The sequence below is a fragment of the Leptospira bandrabouensis genome, from assembly GCF_004770905.1.
Classification (GTDB): Bacteria; Spirochaetota; Leptospiria; order Leptospirales; family Leptospiraceae; genus Leptospira_A; species Leptospira_A bandrabouensis.
Genome location: NZ_RQHT01000010.1, coordinates 237,300 through 255,338, shown reverse-complemented (window position 1 = coordinate 255,338; position 18,039 = coordinate 237,300). Strand labels below are relative to the sequence as shown.

The following is an 18,039-nucleotide window of genomic DNA, read 5'->3' as shown; positions in this document are numbered from 1 at the left end:
CTTATTTCTTTTTTCAAAACCGATCTCGAATTCTCCCACTTCATAAAATTTTACAATTGATTCACCACGTAAGCCACTAAACTCTTTCTATCGTGAGTTTTCTAGGCCGCCTTCGTTCGTTACCGATTTCTGACCTCCTTTTCTTTTTTTTCTGTACCTTCTCCTTATGGAGCCTCCACAGGTATGTGGAACCTGTCCCCGGACCTTCCTTCTATCCATCTTTTCTTTTACAATTTGCTTTTGGTTTTTTTCCTCAATTCTACCAGAGGAAATGGGGTAGGATTTTTACCGCTCTGGGAGTGTTTACGTTTTTACGCCTTCCGTATCTTTCAGGATTGCCGATGTTGGGTTCCTACCAGTTGGTAGGTTTGTTTTTAGGAGCCATTTTAGGAATTTGGACTAGGGAATTCATTTTAGTCCTTCTCGGTAGAAATGAAATTGCCTTACCTAAACAATCCGATCAAATCCTAACCGACTGGATGATCCGCAATCCCACGGGCAAATCCAACCTTCCTATTTGGTATTCTACTTATTTTGGTTTTATATTGTTTCTTTTAATCCTCATTGTGCTTTGTTTTTTCCAATACCAAGGTCTTGGTTTGGTAACAGGACTGGGAATCCAAGAGTATTTGTATTTTCCATCTCTTTCTTCAAGGGAGGCTATGGGCCTTTCTTGTAAAATCTTAGTTCCAGTTTCACTTGTAATATTATATCTTTTTTCAGAAGAAAGATCTATGCCTACACCATCTAAGGATAGTTTGTCGGAACAACTTAGATTCGGGATTTTTGTAGGTTTTGGTATCAATTTACTTGTGATGTGTATCCAATTTGTTTGGAGTTTGGAATTTTTTTCCGAAGGAACTTTAGAAAGTGTGAGTGCGGGCCGTACAACAGGTCTTTTACAAGACTCAGGTTCTGCTTCCTGGATTTTGCCAGTCCTTTCTTTATTATGGATTTCAAAACTTGTCAATACTTGGCGTAAATCCAAAGAAAGATTTAGTTTGGTTCTAACCATATTCACTTTCTTTTTTGTCACTTGGCTTGGATTAAAACAGGGAAAAGCGTTTTGGGTTATCTGGACAATTTCCATTGCCATTGGGATGATCCACCTAACGACCGATTTATGGATTGTATCCATTACAAAAAAAAGAATCACTAGGATTGGATTGTATTTTTTAATTCCCATAGTTGGTTTTTTTACTTTGTATGGACTTAGTTTTTTACAAAAAGATTGGGATCTTGTTGAGTTATCCAAAAGAACTATGACCGCTATCCCTGTTTGGAAATCGGATCCATATTTGGCACTAAAAAGAATGGATGTTGTCCGAGCAGAACTTCTTACCATTTGTATGGAAGGAATCAAAAACAATCCTTGGTTGGGAAATGGAATTGGATCTTTCCCACTGGCGATGCTTGACCCCTTTCGCATTGGTACAAAAACATCTAGTCCTCTCATCGACTTCCCACCCAATTTTTATCTTTGGTTGGTGCATGATTTGGGAATTTTAGGTGCCATTGTATTTTTATTTTATATCGGATTGTTTCTCTGGGAGAGAGGGCTTTGGAAACAAACCTTACTTCTAGTTTTGCCGCTTTTTTTTGGAGTTCAATTTCAAAATTCTGATGGTGCCTTTCTATGTTTTTACTTAATCCTTTTTGGTGAAAAAGGAACAGGGTATTCTCTTTCTTTTGATAAACTGAGAAAAACCATTTGGTTTTCTCCTTTGCTCCTGATCCTTTCTGTGGGTCTTCCTCTAAACTACGCTTTATTTTATTCGCAAAGGTACTGGGATTTTGGAATTGGTTCTGAGTTTCGAAAAACTCAACTTAAAGAATTCCAAACGGCAGCTACATTACCACCAAGAGCGCCTAACTTTGAATATGAATTCCACGGGAAGGTTTGGGAATGGAAACTTTCAGAATATGGATCTGCCAGGTCAGGGAAAATTTATTTAGAAACCAACAACAGAAGTCCAGTAGTTGAAATTTTATTTTTAAACTCTGATCGAACTCTCATTAAACAAGAGTTATTTACGGAATCGAAACTAGGATATAGTTGGACAGGAGAATGCCCTAAGGGAGCATCCTATATCCGACTAAAATCTAGATCAAAATTAGAATTTCGGTTGCCCAGGTCTCAGTTTGATGCGAACAACCGAATTCAATTTTAAATACTTAAACCAACCTTCGAATGTATAAATCCTTGGTGATTTTGGCGACAGTTTTCCCATCTTCACCAACCACTTCGGTTTCATAGGTCCGAACGGTTTTTTTCTCTTTTTTTAAGAATTCTTTGATATCTTCAAATTCACTGTTGGGAATATGAAAGGTGGCAGTAACCGTACCTTCTCCTGGTTTGACAAAATCAATTTTTGCCCCTTTGTCCCAAACCATATAATCTTTTCCAAGATTCATCATTAATAAAAACATAAAGAAGGGATCACACATAGAGTAAAGGGATCCACCGAAATGAGTGCCCACATAATTCGTGTTTGATAGAATCAGTGGCATAGAAACCACCATCGTATTTTTGTCTACGAGTCTCGGTAGAATATTTGCACCTTCATAGGGTTTGAACATGCGAAAGGCTTGTTCGAACCCGTAAGTTTGTTCTAAAAATTGCCATAATGGATGGACTTTGTATTCCAGAAGAATTTCCCTGTGTCTCATAAACACAAGGTAAATTTCCATAGAACACTCGGTCTACTATTTCTTCTTGGTTTTTTCTAAGGAATTGATAAAATTTTAGATTTTGGTAAACTAAAAAAAATTGTTTGTTTCGTTTGAAATTTCACTTAATTTCTTTTTCATCGTAGCACTCAGTTGGAAAATATCTTGTTGCCCGTCACGAATGTCCTCACATTCTTTTTGGATGGTATCAGATAATGTTTGAATGTCTTCTAAATTCGTATGGATCGTAATGATTTCGCCGTAGACTTCACCAGAGGTATCTCTTACTCTTTCTGCTACATCATCAAGAGTTTTTGCTTTGGAAAGGATTGCACCACCTCTTGATTTTAATTCTTGAATGGATTGGATGACCTCTGCAATTGTACCGTGGACAATATGAATTTCATTTGCAATAAATTGGAAGGCATTACCTGATTCGATTCCCAATTTTTCTGCTTTTCCATAATCACTTACGTTTTCTTTAAGGATCTTTGTAATTTGTTTTGCATTGTTTGCAGTCATTGTTGATAACTTACCAATTTCATCAGCGATCACAGTAAATCCTTTTCCTTCTGAACCCGAATGAGTTGCTTCAATGGCTGCATTAATCGCAAGTAGGTTGGTTTCTTTAGAAACCCCATTGATCAAATCAATGAGTTTTAAAATACTTCCAGAAGATTCACTAAACTTCTTTATAGTTTTGTTTGTATCTTCTACCTTCAAACGACCGTCTTTACTTAAAAAAACCAAATTCTCCATTGTTTCATTTCTACTTTGGATTTCTGCAATGACGATGTTTACAATATCAAACATGATATTGATTTCTTCAGATGTTTTCCCAACCGCATCCATTAGCTTTACTTCTTCTAAGGCAAGTTGCGAAACAATTTTATATACGTTATTTATATCTTGTCCAGTGGTGTGAATTTTATCATTCAAATCCAAAATATGGTTTGTGATTGTTTCCATACGTTCCTTAACTGAGGAACAGTGTTGTAAAAGAGTATCAGAAAAATCGTTAATATCGATTCCGCATTTTGAAAGTAGAAGAACTGGATCCACCGTTTGGGACTTTGGTCCTACCCATTCTTTTATCATTTTACGTTTTTTACGTAGCAGATAAAAGGAAAACCCTGTAAGCAAAACCATCCCTCCCGTGATTAAAGCGGAGAAAAAAGTAGGGAAACTACTCATGGTAGCAAGAAGGAAGATTGTAATCGAAAAAACAATCAGGACAAATACTAAGTAAATTTCTAAACGGACGAGTTGTGGATAAATCTCGTAATTTTCGTTTTCTATTTCTTGTTTGCGTTTATTATTTCCCATTGGTTAGTCGAAATTCACTTTTTTTATATTTTTTTTAGAGAAATTGATTCTTTTGTCCATCTAATCTATTAGACCATGATATTTACTAAAAGGGAAATTGACGAACACTATCCGCTCGCCGAACGTTTGCGTTTGGAAAAAGCAAAATCTCAAAACTCCGTCATCTATTGGATCAATGAATTGGTTCGTAACCAAGTGCGTGGTGCGGAAGATGTTACTAGCTTGATTGAAGTGACAAAAGATTTGATTGCTCAGGTGGAAGCTTTGTACGCAGAAAAAGAAAATTCTGCATCCGATGAAACTACAATCCAGTCCAATCTTCCAGAAGCAGAGTTATTAGAAAATCAACTTATTAGCTTATATGAAGAGAAGGAATTATTGTTTTCGAAAACCAAAACGAATTCCATGGAAGAGGTAATCGCTCTCATCCAAGGAATGGAAGAACAATTAAATTCTATGTATTCTGAATACGAAACGTAAAAAAAAATTAGGAACTAAATTGATGAGCAAATTTATAGACACAAATACTCTTGGTAAACTCGGAACACTCACACAAACAGAAGCAGATGCTGCTCCTTTTGGAATCGTAAAGGTAGATAATAACGGAAAAATTTTATTATATAATAAATATGAGTCAGAATTAGCCAATGTACCGATACAAACGGCAGTCGGTAAAAACTTTTTTACGGAAGTTGCTATTTGTACAAATAATCGAATTTTTTATGGAAGATTTAAAGAAGGAATGATTAACGGAGATTTAGACATTGCCTTTAATTATGTATTCACTTATAAAATGAAACCTACTAATGTTGTGATCCATTTGTATCACGATAAATCATCGGATTCCAATTGGATCTTTGTCAAACTAAGGTAAACATTACTTTACTTTAATAAGTAGAGTTTTTCCTGAATATACTCTTCAATCCCAGAGAGACTTGCAAAGTAACTGGTTTGTTTGTCTTCTTCTGGGATTTTATGTTTGATTTTCCTTTCTAACTTCAAAATAAGTTCTGTATATTGAATCGAATCCATCCCGTAATCATAAACTAAATGTTTATTTTCATCTGGTTGTACACCGAGGATTGATTCTAAAATTTCCATAACACTAGAATGTGAATCGATTTGTGTATCTTTTTTTAGAGTCACAATTTGATTTTGAATGCGCCCATATTCTTCGTTACAAAGTTTGGTGATGGTTGGGTAGTCTGGTTTGCCATTCGGAAGTTTAGGAATCAAATCTTTTTGTAACACCACTCTTGGAACATGGCTATCGGGTAATTCCTTTCTTAAAATTTTTAAAATTTCTGCAGCAGGCAACTGACTTGTACAAAAAAGACCAATTGTTTCCCCGAATCCAAACTTGTCTGCTACTGGAACACAAAGAAATTCACCTTCAAGAGAGAGTCCCAAAATTTCTGATTCGATGCGATCTAAAGAAACTCTTTTCCCGTTGTGTTTAATGATTCTATCTTTTCTTCCAAACAGAAACCAACCAAGATCAGACCAATTCCCTAAATCTCCGGTCGCATAATATGCGTTTTGTGGCAAAATGTGTTTGGTCCATCCTTCCTTTTCTAAAAGGAAGGACTCGTGTGAAAGAAAGGGACTTTGCATTTGGAGTTCGGTTTCCTCTGATCCAGATTCAGGAACAAAGTTTATTTGGACCACTTGAAGGATTTGGAACCGATTTTGCCGGAGAGGGTCCCGGTAACCGATTCCCCCGGTTTCGGTAGATCCGTAAATTTCAAGAACGGAGATCCCACCTTTTTCGCGTAAACTCCGAGACAAAGGAACCGGGAACTTCATCCCTGAAACAACAGCAAATTCAGGAAGTGGTTTTCCTAAAGTAAAAGTGGATTGTAGTTTTGGGGCCGAGGTGATCCAGAGTTTCCCATTTTCGGAAGAGGGGGAACAGTCGATGGAAACACCGAACCGTTTTGGTAATAAGTATCCCCAAAGTAAACCGTAGAGATGGCAAAGTGGCACCTGCACATGAACAGTGTCCGCATTCTTGTAAAGCGATTGGATTTCCGTTTGTTTTTCCCAAAAAAGGATTTCCTCTTCGATTTCGTTCCATTGTTTTGAGACCATTTTAGGAAGTCCGGTAGATCCCGAGGTCACAAGGCAAAAGGAGCCTTGAGTGCTGAGGGTAGGGAGGGGGAAGGTAGATAAATGTTCCTCGAGTTTAGTCCCTTTCCAGAGAGGATCTACGAGGATAGGATTTTGGGATTTTAAATCGGATTCGAAGTTTCCTGAAAGAAAATATTCGTTGTTTGCGAATCGAAGGACAGAGGCCATAAAACAAAAATCCTTCCCCCAGCGAACTTGAGGAAGGATTTCTTAGGAAAGTTAGATTTATATTTAAGCTGCTTGTTGTTTTTCCAAACGTTTTTTCATTAGAAACCCAAGTGCTGCTCCCACGACGATCAAACTTGCCGAAACCTCGAAAGCATTTTTTCGAACTGCTTTGAGAAGGTAGGCAGAAAAACCATTGTCTGCATAAAAGTCACTCACTCTTACTACGTAAGAAGGACGATTTGGTGCTGGGATTTGGTCTACATGCAAATACCAATCTTTATGTGCTACTCCATTGGAATTCATCCAAGAGTTAAAGAAGATATAACCAGAAGTAGACGGTTTACGAATGTCTGCCCCTTCTGTTGGGTGATTAAAAACTCCAGGAACTACAATGGCCCAAGGGAAACCATTTTTATCTAAGTAGGAATCTTTACCTTTATCGTCTTTAAAATAACCTGGACGGTAAATTTGTCTAAACACGCCGTCTGTCTTTTGGTTGATAGCAAGGAAATAATTTAGGTGTCCACCCACTAAGTTTTTAGTTACATTCAAATCCACAGGTTCTTCAAATGTAATGGTAACTTGAGCAGTCACTCCACGTACAAAGTCATTGATAGAAAAAGTGGTTCCTGCACTAGGAGCATTTTTTTTACCAAATAATGTTTTGTCAGAACTTGGTAGAATGAGAACTCCTCGTTTGAGTTGTGCTGAGTTTAAATTCCCACCAGTGCAGTCACCTGCTACATTTGCTGTGTATTTGGGTGCAGACGCACAGCCATTCCAAGGATTACCACTACCATCTACGTAACTCACTTGCACGTTTGCGTTTGTAGGAACATCTAAAGAAAGTCTTAATTCGTGGTTGTAACCTGCACCTTTTGCAACGTGAGTGTAAGTTCCACGGATCGTCTTAACTTTGTTTGTTGGAGTTTTGTCCATCTCTGTGCTGAAGATTGTGGAGTGGTCATTTAAGTCAGCATCTCCCGCTGATGGATACATATCTTCGAATGCAATTGTGTATCTTCCAGACCTAGCTGTAGAAGCAAGGCTTGGATCTTCTGGAAATTCATCATAAACATTGGCAATGCCATCACAATCGGTATCAACTGCTTGCACACAGCCATTCACCGGTTGAAAGTTAGTTGTATCGACATTGACTACAGGAGCCACTACTACAGTTCCTTCCGATCCAGAACCAGTAGAAGGCTGTTGTACAGGAGCAGTTCCTGTAATTTCTACCACTTCTCCTGTGGTTGGATTCACACCAATAATACTAACATCTACCGTGGTGACAGTAGGCGGAACGCTGATAGGGATAGTGACGGAACCATTGGAATCTGTAGTTCCTGTTCCCACGACATTTGGGTCACCTGTCGTTGTGGATTCGGTCACTGTAACTGGCGCATTAGCTACTGGACCTGCTTCGTTTTCTACAACTACAGTAACTGGAACCGTAATATTGGTTTCAAAGTTAAAGTTTCCACCATTGGTTTGGTCTACAACAACTACTGTAGTTTCATTGTTCACAGTGGTAGGTGCAGGAGTGGCAACTTCTGGAGTGGTGGAAGTTTGGTTCCCATCCGTAGTGCCACCGGTAGTATTTCCCTCGGGTGTTGTGACTTGTGTTGGATCCGTAGTTTCTAAACCGACTACAGTAAATGTGCCATCGCCAGCGTTTGCCGCTTCGGCTTTGGTCTCTGTGGAACCGTCTCCCAGCCCTAAAAAGGGAAGGAGTAATAGGCCTTTCTTTTTATTGGAGCAATCCAAAATTAAGAGAGGAATTGATAAAAGAACTAACCATCGTTTCATATTGAAATTTCCTATTTATATAGGGAATTAAACGACAAAAGACGGAAAAAATCAACGGGTATTTGAAAAAAATTAGGGAAATCCATTGGATTTATTGGGGGAAGTACGAACACGGATCAAAAAAAAGAACAAAAAGGCAAAGAAATCAGACATAAGTCCTGATTTATTGCCTACTAACTTTAATTTGTTGCAATATGTGCTACGGCATTGCCAAAAACAAAATTTTGGAATCGAACCTCTCTATATCCCAATTCCATTAAAATTTTTGCCAAAGTTTCTTGGTCGGGGTAAACCTTCGAAGAATGAGGAAGGTAATCGAACATTTCATTTGCTTTTCCGTAGAGTAGATACCCAAAAATCGGCACAATTTTGAAAAAGTAAAAGTCAGCAAAGAATTTGAGAAATTTGGGTCTTACGCGTCCTACATCCAAATTGACAAAGACCCCATCTTTCTTTAACACTCGTTTGATCTCAAGAAGGCATTTTTTTAAATCGGAAACATTGCGAAGACCAAACCCCATAGTCACAATATCAAAACTGTGATCAGCAAATTGGCTAAGGTCCATGGCATCTCCGATGAGGAGTTGGACTCTAGGGTCTTTGGGGATTTTATGGAAGGCAAAGGACAACATTTTTTCCGAAAAATCAAGACCTACCACTCGGTCTAGGGTTTGGTCCTTTGAAAGTCGAAGTGTAATGTCACCAGTCCCACAACAGAGGTCTAAGGCTGATTTTGCCCCAGGGACTCTCTTTTTGGCCTCTCTCACTACCCAATCTTTCCAACTCCGGTGTAGGAAAAAACTATTCCAATCATTGAAACGGTCATAGGCTTTTGCGATTCCATCAAAATTGGATCTTACATATTCGGGTTTCTTTTCCTGGGATGGGAGTTGGTATTGGTTCATAGAGGTCGATACATCCATGAATTGGACATTTTCAATTCCCGCAATTTTGATTTTTGTTCTTCTTTTTTGTTTTTCCCTCACTTCGTTTTATTTTTTCTTCCGAATTTTCTTTGGATTAAGAAAATTAGAGGACAAGGATTTTCGTTTTCAATTGTTCCCCAAAGAACCGACGGAGGCTGAACAAGAATTGTTTTTTTCTCCCCTAGAAAGAACCATCCGTTGGTTACCTACAATCGCCTCTCTTTCAATGCTTCTTGGGCTTCTTGGTACTGTTATAGGAATTAACTCTGCTTTTGGTGCCATGGAGGCACAAGGGAAAGTAAGTTTAGAGGTTCTTGCAGGTGGAATTAAGGATGCGCTAAATACCACCATTGCAGGGCTACTTGTGGCCATTCCTTCTTTGTATTTCCACAGATTTGCAGAAAACAAAATCAGATATATTTCCGAACTTATGGTGAAGGATTTTTCTACTAAAGGTCCATGAAACTCCGTAAATCAAATCCAGATTCATCGATTGATATAAGTAGTCTTATCGATGTATTGTTTATATTATTAATATTTCTGATGTTAGCCGTTAGGTTTACAGATACAACTTCGACTCTGCAGTTGGACCTGCCCAAAACTCGTACAGAGTCGATAGGAGAAGAATCTCCCGCATTCAAAATCCAAATCAATCATTTAGGAATGATATTTTTTGACGGTAAAGAAACGCCTAAGGATTCGTTAACAATGATGATTCCAGAAAACGAAGGTGGTAAATCATCAATTGTTTTGGAAGTGGATAAAAAAACAATTTTTGAAACTTTTGTTTTTGTAACAGATCTGTTAAAGTCAAAAGGGTATCAAAAGATAAATATCATCACTCGGAAGGATTAGAAGATTGAATTAAATCGATTAAGAATTTGTATTTTTTGTTTTTCACTTTTTGTTCCAAGATTTTTTTCCCTTTATCCTCAGTTTGTATTTTATCCAATAACCCGATCAACTGACCAAAGTTTTGGATTCGAATTAATTGTAAGATTTCTTTCTTCAATTCAGGAGTGGATGCGTTTAGAAATGTTTGTACAAATTCTACTTCGGGTTCTTCTAATCTTTGGCTTTGTTCTAATTGGTTTGTATGAGTAGGGCCAATTTTTGATTTTTGAATTAATGATTCTGGAATGACGTCTAGTCTAGTTAAGGGAATTTCAAACCAGAATTCAGAACCTTTTCCAAGAATACTGTTTACACTGATGGTTCCACCTAAAAATTCAACTAACTGGTGACAGATGGATAGACCAAGCCCTGTTCCTTCCTTATAGGAACTACCTTGTTCTGTTTGTTGAAAAGCTTCAAAAATAGAATGTAATTGGTCATTGGGAATTCCAATCCCAGTATCTCTAACAATAAACTTTACCATATCAAATGAATGTCCTGGATCACTTTCGATTTTTATTTCTAAACTCACCGATCCTTGGGAGGTAAATTTTAATGCGTTTCCGAGTAGATTAACGAGTATTTGGCGTATTTTCTGTAAATCAGCAACGTAATAAGAAGATTCAATAGATGGGGCATTCAAAAGTTCGAAATTAATGGATCTTTCCGAAAAACGATAGGAGAACATAGAGAACAAAGTGTCCCAAAGTTGCACTAAAGAAAATGGTTCCCTAGTTTCAGTCATTTTACCGGCTTCAATTTTTGCTAAATCCAAAATATCGTTGATCATTCCAAGTAAATGAACTCCATTTTCATACAATGAATCAACATAACCTTTTAGGTGGTCAGGTAAGTTTGGATCCTTTACTAAAATTTGCGAAAATCCGATAACTGCATGAAGAGGAGTTCTTAGCTCATGTGTAATTTTCGAGAAGAAAACAGACTTAGAACGGTTTGCCTTGATTGCGGCTTCCACTGCTTTTTGTAACCTTTTGTTCTGTAATTGAATCTTTTGTGAATAATCGTTTAATTTATCTTCTGCCAATTTTCGATCAGTGATATCAAAGACGGTAGATTTACTGATTATAAAATTGCCGACTTTATCATAAGTTGCTGTTGAATTTAAACTTACAAAAAAAGTAGTTTTGTCTTTTCTTACAAATTCTAGTTCTACGCCAGTTAGGTTTTCATTGGGAAAGGAATCAGTAATCAGTGTATATTTATCTCTGCTGCTTTCGGTTAGTAGATCACTGAATTTAAAATTACCAACTATTTCTTCTCTAGAGTAACCTAACCAGTCGAGTTCCGTATCATTTATCGAAACAATAGTATCATCTTTGTCTAGTGAGTGGTAACCGCAAGGTGCGTTGTTATATAGATCCAAAATCCTTTCATAGGATTTCATTAAATTTTCTTCGGCTATTTTCCTGTTTGTAATATCATTCCCGATCGATAAAACTTCGTAAGGATATCCAAACTCATTTTTTAAAATTCGATTCGACCAAGTGACCGTACGTTTGTCATTTTCTCCAATGAATACATCATATTCTTGGCGGATGTTCTGTTCTGGCCTATGAAAGATATTCCATAACTGGGACTTCACTTCATTTGATTTTTCAAATGGGATATGGAATAAATCTAAAACTAAGTCTTTACCTTCAGCTCCTTCCTTAGATAATTGAAAAAATTCTTCGGCATAAGGATTGATGGAATGGATTTTGAAATCGGGACTCCAACGTATGATAATAGAATTTGCAGTATCATAAATATCTTGGTATTGTTTTTCTTTTTCTCGAATGGTGCGTTCGATTTCTTCTGAGTTGTTTAAATTTTTTCTAAAAAGAATTAATCTAAGTTTTTTTTCTCTCCTGTACGCATTGTGATAATAATAAGCAATAAACAACAATCCAGAAGCAATGAAAATCGCTAAGATTTCAGCAATCATTTGATTTCCAATAATAACATAGTCATATCATCCGCCACTTTCCCATTTGAATAAATCAGGACTTCATCCTGAACCGATTCGAGAAATTTTTTTGAAGGGAGGTGGATTCTGTTTTCAATGATTTCTGCAAATTTTAAATCACCCAGGTATTCTTCGTTTTCGTTGGGGACTTCAAACATTCCATCGGAGAACAAAAACAACCGGTCTCCCGAAACTAAAAAAATGTCTTCGTTTTCTGTGTTGAGTTGGTCAGGAAACATCATGAGACAAAAACCCTTCGTCCCTAGTTTGATGATCTTTTGATCTCGAATTAAGAACATATTATGGTGTCCTGCCATTGAATAGGAAAGCAGGTTTTCTTCCGCTTTGTATCTTAAGTAGATAGCGCTGATAAAATGAGTGCTAATCAAAGGTGTGAGAGTATTGTGAATCCAATATAAACTTTCGCTAGGTGATAAAAAAGATTTATCCATTGTTTTAAATGTGATTATGGCCATTAGAGATACCATTGCAGCGGCAATTCCATGGCCAGTTACGTCCCCAAATAAAATATCTAAATCGCCAGAAGGTAACAGATCATAGGTGATAAGGTCTCCACCAACCAATTCCATGGGTTTGTAGGAAGTATAAATTTGGTATAGTGGAGAAGGTGGGAACTGAAAGGTAACTAAATTTTCTTGGTTTGATTTTGCAAGTTCCAAATCTTTTTGGATTGCCTGTAGTAAATCAATTCTTTCCTTTTCTAAAGTTTTGATTTTGATATGAGTTTTGATCCTTGCTAAAATTTCTGATTCTTGAAAAGGTTTTGTAATATAATCAACAGCACCAGTTTCCAATCCTTTTACAATATCACTTGTTTCATTTAAGGCAGATAAAAATAAAATTGGAGTGTTTTTGGATCTATCTAAACTAAGCAGTTGTTTGGCGACATCAAGTCCACTGATTCCAGGAAGTAGAATATCGAGTAAAATTAAGTCAAAATCGAGAGCCTCTGCCAGCTCTAAAGCATACTCCCCGTCGTAAGCGACAGCCACTTCATAACCTTGGTTTAGTAAAATATGAGTTATAATTTCAATATTTGTTTCGTTGTCGTCGACAACCAAAATCTTTGCAGCTTGTTTTGTGTGCACAATTCATGAAGGATTCGAGAAAAAAAACATTTGGCAAGAGATTTTTGATTTTGTTTGATTCTATAAGACAAGAGAAATGAAAAAGATCATCCACATTGATATGGACGCGTTTTATGCGTCAGTGGAACAAAGAGATTTCCCCGAAATGCGAGGGAAACCTGTTGTTGTGGGTGGTTCTCCGCATTCAAGGGGAGTGGTTTGCGCTGCCAGTTACGAAGCAAGAAAGTTTGGCGTTCGATCTGCTATTTCTTGTTACCAAGCCTATAAACTTTGTCCTGAAGCCATTTTTACTCCTCCAAGATTTGAAGTTTATAAATTGGTTTCTAAAGAAATAAGATCTATATTTTTAGAATACACAGACCTAGTAGAACCACTATCTTTAGATGAGGCATATTTAGATGTAACAGTTAATAAATTGAACATCCCTCATGCGAGTACCATTGCCAAAGAGATTCGAAAAAAGATATTTGAACGAACAGGACTCACTTGTTCTGCAGGAGTTGCCCAAAATAAATTTTTAGCAAAAATGGCTTCGGAAAAAAATAAACCTAACGGACTATATGTGGTTCTTCCTGGCGAAGAAGAAAAATTTTTAGATGAAATCCCTCTTTATAGTTTTTTTGGGATCGGGAAAAAAACCTACGAACGGCTTTCCCAATTAGGATATACAAAAGGATCAGAATTAAGAAAAGCGGAAGAGTCTTTTTTGATTGGGGAATTTGGAAAGATGGGTGCTGTGTTTTACCGAATGGCAAGAGGGCTTGATGACCGCGATGTGATTCCGTTCCGAGATCCCAAATCGATTGGAGTGGAAACTACCTTCTCCCATGATTCTGGAGATTTTTCTTTTTTGATTCTTACATTAGAAACTCTATCTAAGGAATTAGAAGAGAGAATGGGTCGTAAAAACAAACAGGGAAAAACACTCACTTTAAAAACAAAATTTGAAGATTTTACAGTAAAACAAAAATCTATTTCTTCCGATTCGGTTTTCTACTTGGCAGACAACCTTTTCCAACAATCCTCGAATTTGTTGGCAAATGTTTGGAAGGAAAATACAGATCCATTCAAAAAAATCCGGCTCTTAGGAATTTCTGTTACTAACTTTGTTTCAGAAACGATAGACCAGGACCAACCATCACTCTTCGGTTAAACTATGTTAGACAATGAAAACGAATTAGAACCTCTTGGACCTTTACAAGTACTGCGAGTCAAAGGAGACCCTGATGCACCGACAGTAGTACTATTTCACGGTTATGGTGCCAGTGCTTTTGATTTATATCCCATTCATGAAGTTTTAGTCACGGACCAAAAATTCAATTGGGTTTTCCCTCATGGACATTTGAGTGTTCCTCTTATGCCAGGGTATTCAGGACGTGCTTGGTTTCCCATTGATATGGCCGCTTTAGAAGAAGCAATCCGCAAAAATGATTTCAGGAATTTTGCAGATAAAGACCCAGAAGGAATGGATGTAGCAAGACAGGCAGCCTACTTGATGTTAGATGCTCTTGGAGTTCCTTGGAACCAATTAATCCTTGGTGGATTTTCTCAAGGTGCTATGCTTGCCACAGACTTAACACTTAGAAAAGAGGAAGTATCTAAAGGACTGATGATTCTTTCTGGTGCACTGGTGAATGAATCTCTTTGGAAAGAATTGGCTCCTAAAAAATCTATTTTACGATTTTTCCAATCCCACGGAGAATTTGACCCTATTCTTGGTTATGCGAATGCAAAAAAATTAGAGAAGTTACTTCGTAACTCAGGCCTTTTGGGAGAGTTCATCGCATTTAATGGTGGTCATGAAATCCCTGCACCTGTGATCCAAGGAATCAGCCGTTATTTGAATAGTTTGTCATAAATTTTCCTTGGTATAACCAATTCGAATCAGTCTAAGAGTTTGGATGGTGTTTATGAAACAATTTCTCATTTCGTTCCTTTGTATTGGTTTATGGCAAGGCATATCAGCCCAGAGTTTTGATCATAAACATTCTGTTTGGGATTCTATCTTAAAAAAGAACGTGAAGAACGGACTTGTTTCCTATAAAGGAATTCAGTCGGAAGAGGGTTCATTTCGCCAATATTTGGAATCACTTTCCAAGGTGACTGAGGCCCAGTACCAAGGTTTTAATGAAAAAGAAAAAATAAGTTTTTTAATCAATGCCTACAATGCCTTCACTGTGAAACTCATTTTGGATCATTATCCTGTAGAAAGCATTACAGAAATTGGGTCTCCGTTTTCCAAAATAAATTTAGCGCGCGGAATCCCTTGGAAAAAAGAATTTTTTACTCTTCTTGGAAAATCCAGACATCTAGATTGGATTGAACATGAAAAGTTAAGAAAGGATTTTAATGAACCAAGGATTCACTTTGCGATTGTTTGTGCTTCCATTGGTTGCCCCATTTTAGTTTCCGAAGCTTACACACCAATTACGTTAGAGAAACAACTCCAATCTGCTAAACTTGGATTTTTAAAAAATCCCAAAAAGAATTCCTATGATAAATCCACTAACACTTTGTATTTGAGTAAAATTTTTAACTGGTTCCAAACGGATTTCACCAAAAAAACAACTCTCATCCAATATGTGCAGGAAGGTTTTGAGGAAAACATCAAACCAGATGCCAAAATTGTTTATAACGAATACAATTGGGATTTAAACGAATTAAAATAGGAATATAAGTTATCCTGAACACATATTTGATCATCTGCACCATTTTGAAAATATTTAAAAAATTTGTAGAGAATGATCATGTTATTGGCTGATTTAGGATGGAATTCTTTTTTTGAACTGAATTTTGATCAATATAAAAATTTAGGTCTGTCGGCGATGCGTATCGTTCGAGAGAACAGAGAAAAATATATAGCTTGCGGTGAACTTGGAGAATTCAGCTGCGAAGTATCAGGAAAATTCCGATTTAGTACTGAAAGGAAAAGTGAATTTCCGGCAGTAGGTGACTGGGTGGTAACTTCGGTAATTCCAGATGAAAAGAAAGCAATCATTCACGCACTTTTACCTAGAAAGACTGTCTTCAGTCGAAAAGTTCCTGGCCAGATGACTGATGAACAAGTCATTGCAGCTAACATTGACATAGTATTCATTATTACCGGCTTAGATTTAAATTATAATTTACGACGTATCGAACGTTTTTTATCAATCGCATGGGAAAGCAAAGCGTTACCAGTGGTTTTGTTGAATAAATCCGACCTTTGTCCTGAGGCTGAATTAAGAAAAATCGAAGTGGAATCTATAGCGATCGGAGTAGATGTGCATACACTCAGTGCCACTCAAAATACTGGAATTGCTATTTTGAATCAATACATTCAAAGAGGGAAAACCATTGCTTTTCTCGGTTCTTCAGGAGTTGGAAAATCTACGATCATCAACTCTCTCCTTGGGATGGAACATCTTAAAGTAAACGAAGTAAGTGAATTAGGAAGTCGAGGTCGACATACAACAACTTATCGTGAATTAATTTTACTTCCCAGTGGCGGTATGGTCATTGATACACCTGGAATGCGAGAATTACAAGTTTGGGGTGATGAAGAAGGATTGAAGTTTGTTTTTGATGAAATAGAAAACTTAAGTTTAAACTGTCGTTATCGCAATTGCAGTCATGAAAACGAACCTGGTTGTGCTGTACAAAAAGCGATAAGTGAAAATTCTCTTGATCCGAAACGATTGGAAAGTTTTTTAAAATTGAAGAAAGAGTTTAAATATTTAGAAGACAGACAAACCATGAAAGCAAGTGCCATTGAAAAAGCAAATTGGAAATCAATTAGCAAACTTGCAAAAAACTTTAAAAAGAACCAATTGTAAATAATATTCATTATTTGAATGACTATCTTTTCCGTAAAGGCGGCGATAGGACTTCCGCAAAAAACAGAAAGTAAATTGGTATTAAGTAACTAACTCAAATTCGTAGGTGATTTTTGCTGTTTTTTCTAATGTTTTGGCAACAGAACAGTATTTTTCTAAACTAAGATCAATCGCACGTTTTACCTGTTCTTCTTTAAAATCACCTTTCACTTTAAACTTCATATGGATGTTTTTAAAGAGATTGGCTTCTTCGATTTTTTCCCTATCGGCATCGACTTCTACAGAATAGTCTTTCACTTCGATTCTGTGTTTGTTTAAAATCATCAAAACATCAATGCTACTACAACCAGCAAGTCCCATAATCAAAAGTTCCATAGGTCTTGGACCAGAATTTTTTCCACCAATTTCGGGAGAGGCATCGATACGAATGGAATTACCGGATTCATTCGTTGCTTCTAAAACATAAGGGGTTTCGATTCGGTTGAGTTTGATATGCATAAGTAGAAAATAGGCGGGTGGGAGAACCCGCCAAGTTTAAAATTTACTTATTTGGTTGTGGTGTGTAACGCAAATAAGGTTTGATAGTTCTAAAACCCTTAGGGAATTTTTTCTTAGCATCTTCATCAGAAACAGAAGGAACGATGATTGTGTCTTCGCCATCTTTCCAGTTTGCAGGAGTTGCTACGCTAAACTGTGAAGTGAGTTGTAAAGAATCAATCACACGCAAAAGTTCATCAAAGTTCCTTCCAGTGGATGCAGGATAAGTAAGAGTTAATTTTACTTTTTTGTCAGGTCCAACAACAAATACAGAACGAACAGTTGTTGTTTCACTTGCATTCGGGTGAATCATATCATAAAGGTTTGATACTTTACGATCTGCATCCGCAATGATAGGGTAGTTTACTTTGGTTCCTTGTGTTTCGTTGATATCAGAGATCCAACCTTTGTGGCTGTCTACAGGGTCAACGGAAAGTGCGATTACTTTCACATTACGTTTTTCGAACTCTGGTTTTATTTTTGCCACGTACCCTAGTTCTGTTGTACAAACTGGAGTATAGTCTTTTGGGTGAGAAAATAAAATCCCCCAACTTTGTCCTAAATATTCATGAAAGTCAATTTTGCCTTCAGAGGTTTCCGCTTGGAAATTCGGTGCTTCGTCGCCTAAACGTAGTGCCATCGTTTGTCTCCTGTAAGATGAGTGATTCCAATTCTAAAATTGGTCTCTG

At 37.0% G+C, this 18,039-nt stretch carries 18 protein-coding genes; 9 read left to right on the top strand and 9 right to left on the bottom strand.

The window, feature by feature from the left end; all coding sequences use genetic code 11:
- The first annotated feature begins 185 nt into the window (after positions 1–185).
- Positions 186–2,171 carry a hypothetical protein gene (locus EHR07_RS03345; RefSeq protein WP_135743768.1) on the top strand — a complete coding sequence of 662 codons (1,986 nt, stop codon included), beginning with the start codon at positions 186–188 and terminating at the stop codon, positions 2,169–2,171.
- 4 nt (positions 2,172–2,175) lie between these two features.
- Here the strand turns inward: EHR07_RS03345 and EHR07_RS03340 are convergent, their stop codons facing one another.
- Complete coding sequence (locus EHR07_RS03340) at positions 2,176–2,670, bottom strand: DUF4442 domain-containing protein (protein ID WP_135743798.1); 495 nt, start codon at positions 2,668–2,670, stop codon at positions 2,176–2,178.
- Between the two features lie 90 nt (positions 2,671–2,760).
- Complete coding sequence (locus EHR07_RS03335; RefSeq protein ID WP_135743767.1) at positions 2,761–3,996, bottom strand: methyl-accepting chemotaxis protein; 1,236 nt, start codon at positions 3,994–3,996, stop codon at positions 2,761–2,763.
- A gap of 75 nt (positions 3,997–4,071) precedes the next feature.
- Here EHR07_RS03335 and EHR07_RS03330 point away from each other — a divergent pair, with 75 nt between their 5' ends.
- Together EHR07_RS03330 and EHR07_RS03325 are read left to right on the top strand one after the other, a co-directional pair.
- Positions 4,072–4,476, top strand: coding sequence for a hypothetical protein (locus tag EHR07_RS03330; protein ID WP_135743766.1), 405 nt, complete (start codon positions 4,072–4,074; stop codon positions 4,474–4,476).
- 22 nt (positions 4,477–4,498) lie between these two features.
- Positions 4,499–4,870: a PAS domain-containing protein gene (locus tag EHR07_RS03325; protein ID WP_135743765.1), complete on the top strand. Its 372-nt coding sequence runs from the start codon at positions 4,499–4,501 to the stop codon at positions 4,868–4,870.
- 8 nt (positions 4,871–4,878) lie between these two features.
- Here the strand turns inward: EHR07_RS03325 and EHR07_RS03320 are convergent, their stop codons facing one another.
- From EHR07_RS03320 to EHR07_RS03310, 3 genes are all read right to left on the bottom strand, one after another.
- A complete protein-coding gene (locus EHR07_RS03320) occupies positions 4,879–6,294 on the bottom strand; it encodes an AMP-binding protein (RefSeq protein ID WP_135743764.1) in 1,416 nt (471 codons plus the stop codon).
- A gap of 63 nt (positions 6,295–6,357) precedes the next feature.
- Positions 6,358–8,103 (bottom strand): LruC domain-containing protein, encoded by a 1,746-nt coding sequence (locus EHR07_RS03315; RefSeq protein WP_135743763.1) that lies wholly within the window; start codon positions 8,101–8,103, stop codon positions 6,358–6,360.
- A 179-nt stretch (positions 8,104–8,282) separates the two neighbouring features.
- On the bottom strand, positions 8,283–9,008 hold the full coding sequence (locus EHR07_RS03310) for a ubiquinone/menaquinone biosynthesis methyltransferase (protein WP_135743762.1): 726 nt from the start codon (positions 9,006–9,008) through the stop codon (positions 8,283–8,285).
- A gap of 16 nt (positions 9,009–9,024) precedes the next feature.
- Between EHR07_RS03310 and EHR07_RS03300 the strand changes: the two genes are divergently transcribed.
- Together EHR07_RS03300 and EHR07_RS03295 are read left to right on the top strand one after the other, a co-directional pair.
- On the top strand, positions 9,025–9,492 hold the full coding sequence (locus tag EHR07_RS03300) for a MotA/TolQ/ExbB proton channel family protein (protein WP_208739687.1): 468 nt from the start codon (positions 9,025–9,027) through the stop codon (positions 9,490–9,492).
- Complete coding sequence (locus EHR07_RS03295) at positions 9,489–9,884, top strand: ExbD/TolR family protein (protein WP_135743760.1); 396 nt, start codon at positions 9,489–9,491, stop codon at positions 9,882–9,884. The genes EHR07_RS03300 and EHR07_RS03295 overlap by 4 nt, the downstream gene beginning before the upstream one ends.
- Here the strand turns inward: EHR07_RS03295 and EHR07_RS03290 are convergent.
- Together EHR07_RS03290 and EHR07_RS03285 are read right to left on the bottom strand one after the other, a co-directional pair.
- The gene (locus tag EHR07_RS03290) at positions 9,868–11,868 is read right to left on the bottom strand and encodes a PAS domain-containing sensor histidine kinase (protein ID WP_135743759.1); all 2,001 of its coding nucleotides are present in this window, start codon (positions 11,866–11,868) and stop codon (positions 9,868–9,870) included. The genes EHR07_RS03295 and EHR07_RS03290 overlap by 17 nt on opposite strands.
- A complete protein-coding gene (locus EHR07_RS03285) occupies positions 11,865–12,998 on the bottom strand; it encodes a PP2C family protein-serine/threonine phosphatase (RefSeq protein ID WP_135743758.1) in 1,134 nt (377 codons plus the stop codon). Before EHR07_RS03285 ends, EHR07_RS03290 begins: the two co-directional genes overlap by 4 nt.
- Before the next feature lie 76 nt (positions 12,999–13,074).
- Here EHR07_RS03285 and dinB point away from each other — a divergent pair, with 76 nt between their 5' ends.
- From dinB to rsgA, 4 genes are all read left to right on the top strand, one after another.
- Positions 13,075–14,151 carry a DNA polymerase IV gene (gene dinB / locus EHR07_RS03280; RefSeq protein ID WP_135743757.1) on the top strand — a complete coding sequence of 359 codons (1,077 nt, stop codon included), beginning with the start codon at positions 13,075–13,077 and terminating at the stop codon, positions 14,149–14,151.
- Between the two features lie 3 nt (positions 14,152–14,154).
- The gene (locus tag EHR07_RS03275) at positions 14,155–14,856 is read left to right on the top strand and encodes an alpha/beta hydrolase (RefSeq protein WP_135743756.1); all 702 of its coding nucleotides are present in this window, start codon (positions 14,155–14,157) and stop codon (positions 14,854–14,856) included.
- 52 nt (positions 14,857–14,908) lie between these two features.
- Positions 14,909–15,667, top strand: a complete 759-nt coding sequence (locus EHR07_RS03270; RefSeq protein WP_135743755.1) for a DUF547 domain-containing protein — start codon at positions 14,909–14,911, stop codon at positions 15,665–15,667.
- 78 nt (positions 15,668–15,745) lie between these two features.
- Positions 15,746–16,813, top strand: a complete 1,068-nt coding sequence (rsgA, locus tag EHR07_RS03265; RefSeq protein ID WP_135743754.1) for a ribosome small subunit-dependent GTPase A — start codon at positions 15,746–15,748, stop codon at positions 16,811–16,813.
- 81 nt (positions 16,814–16,894) lie between these two features.
- On the opposite strand, the gene EHR07_RS03260 is transcribed toward rsgA, so the two are convergent.
- Entirely contained in the window at positions 16,895–17,311 is a 417-nt protein-coding gene (locus EHR07_RS03260) for an OsmC family protein (RefSeq protein ID WP_135743753.1), read from the bottom strand.
- Between the two features lie 43 nt (positions 17,312–17,354).
- Entirely contained in the window at positions 17,355–17,990 is a 636-nt protein-coding gene (locus EHR07_RS03255; protein ID WP_135743752.1) for a peroxiredoxin, read from the bottom strand.
- Between the last annotated feature and the right edge of the window lie 49 nt (positions 17,991–18,039).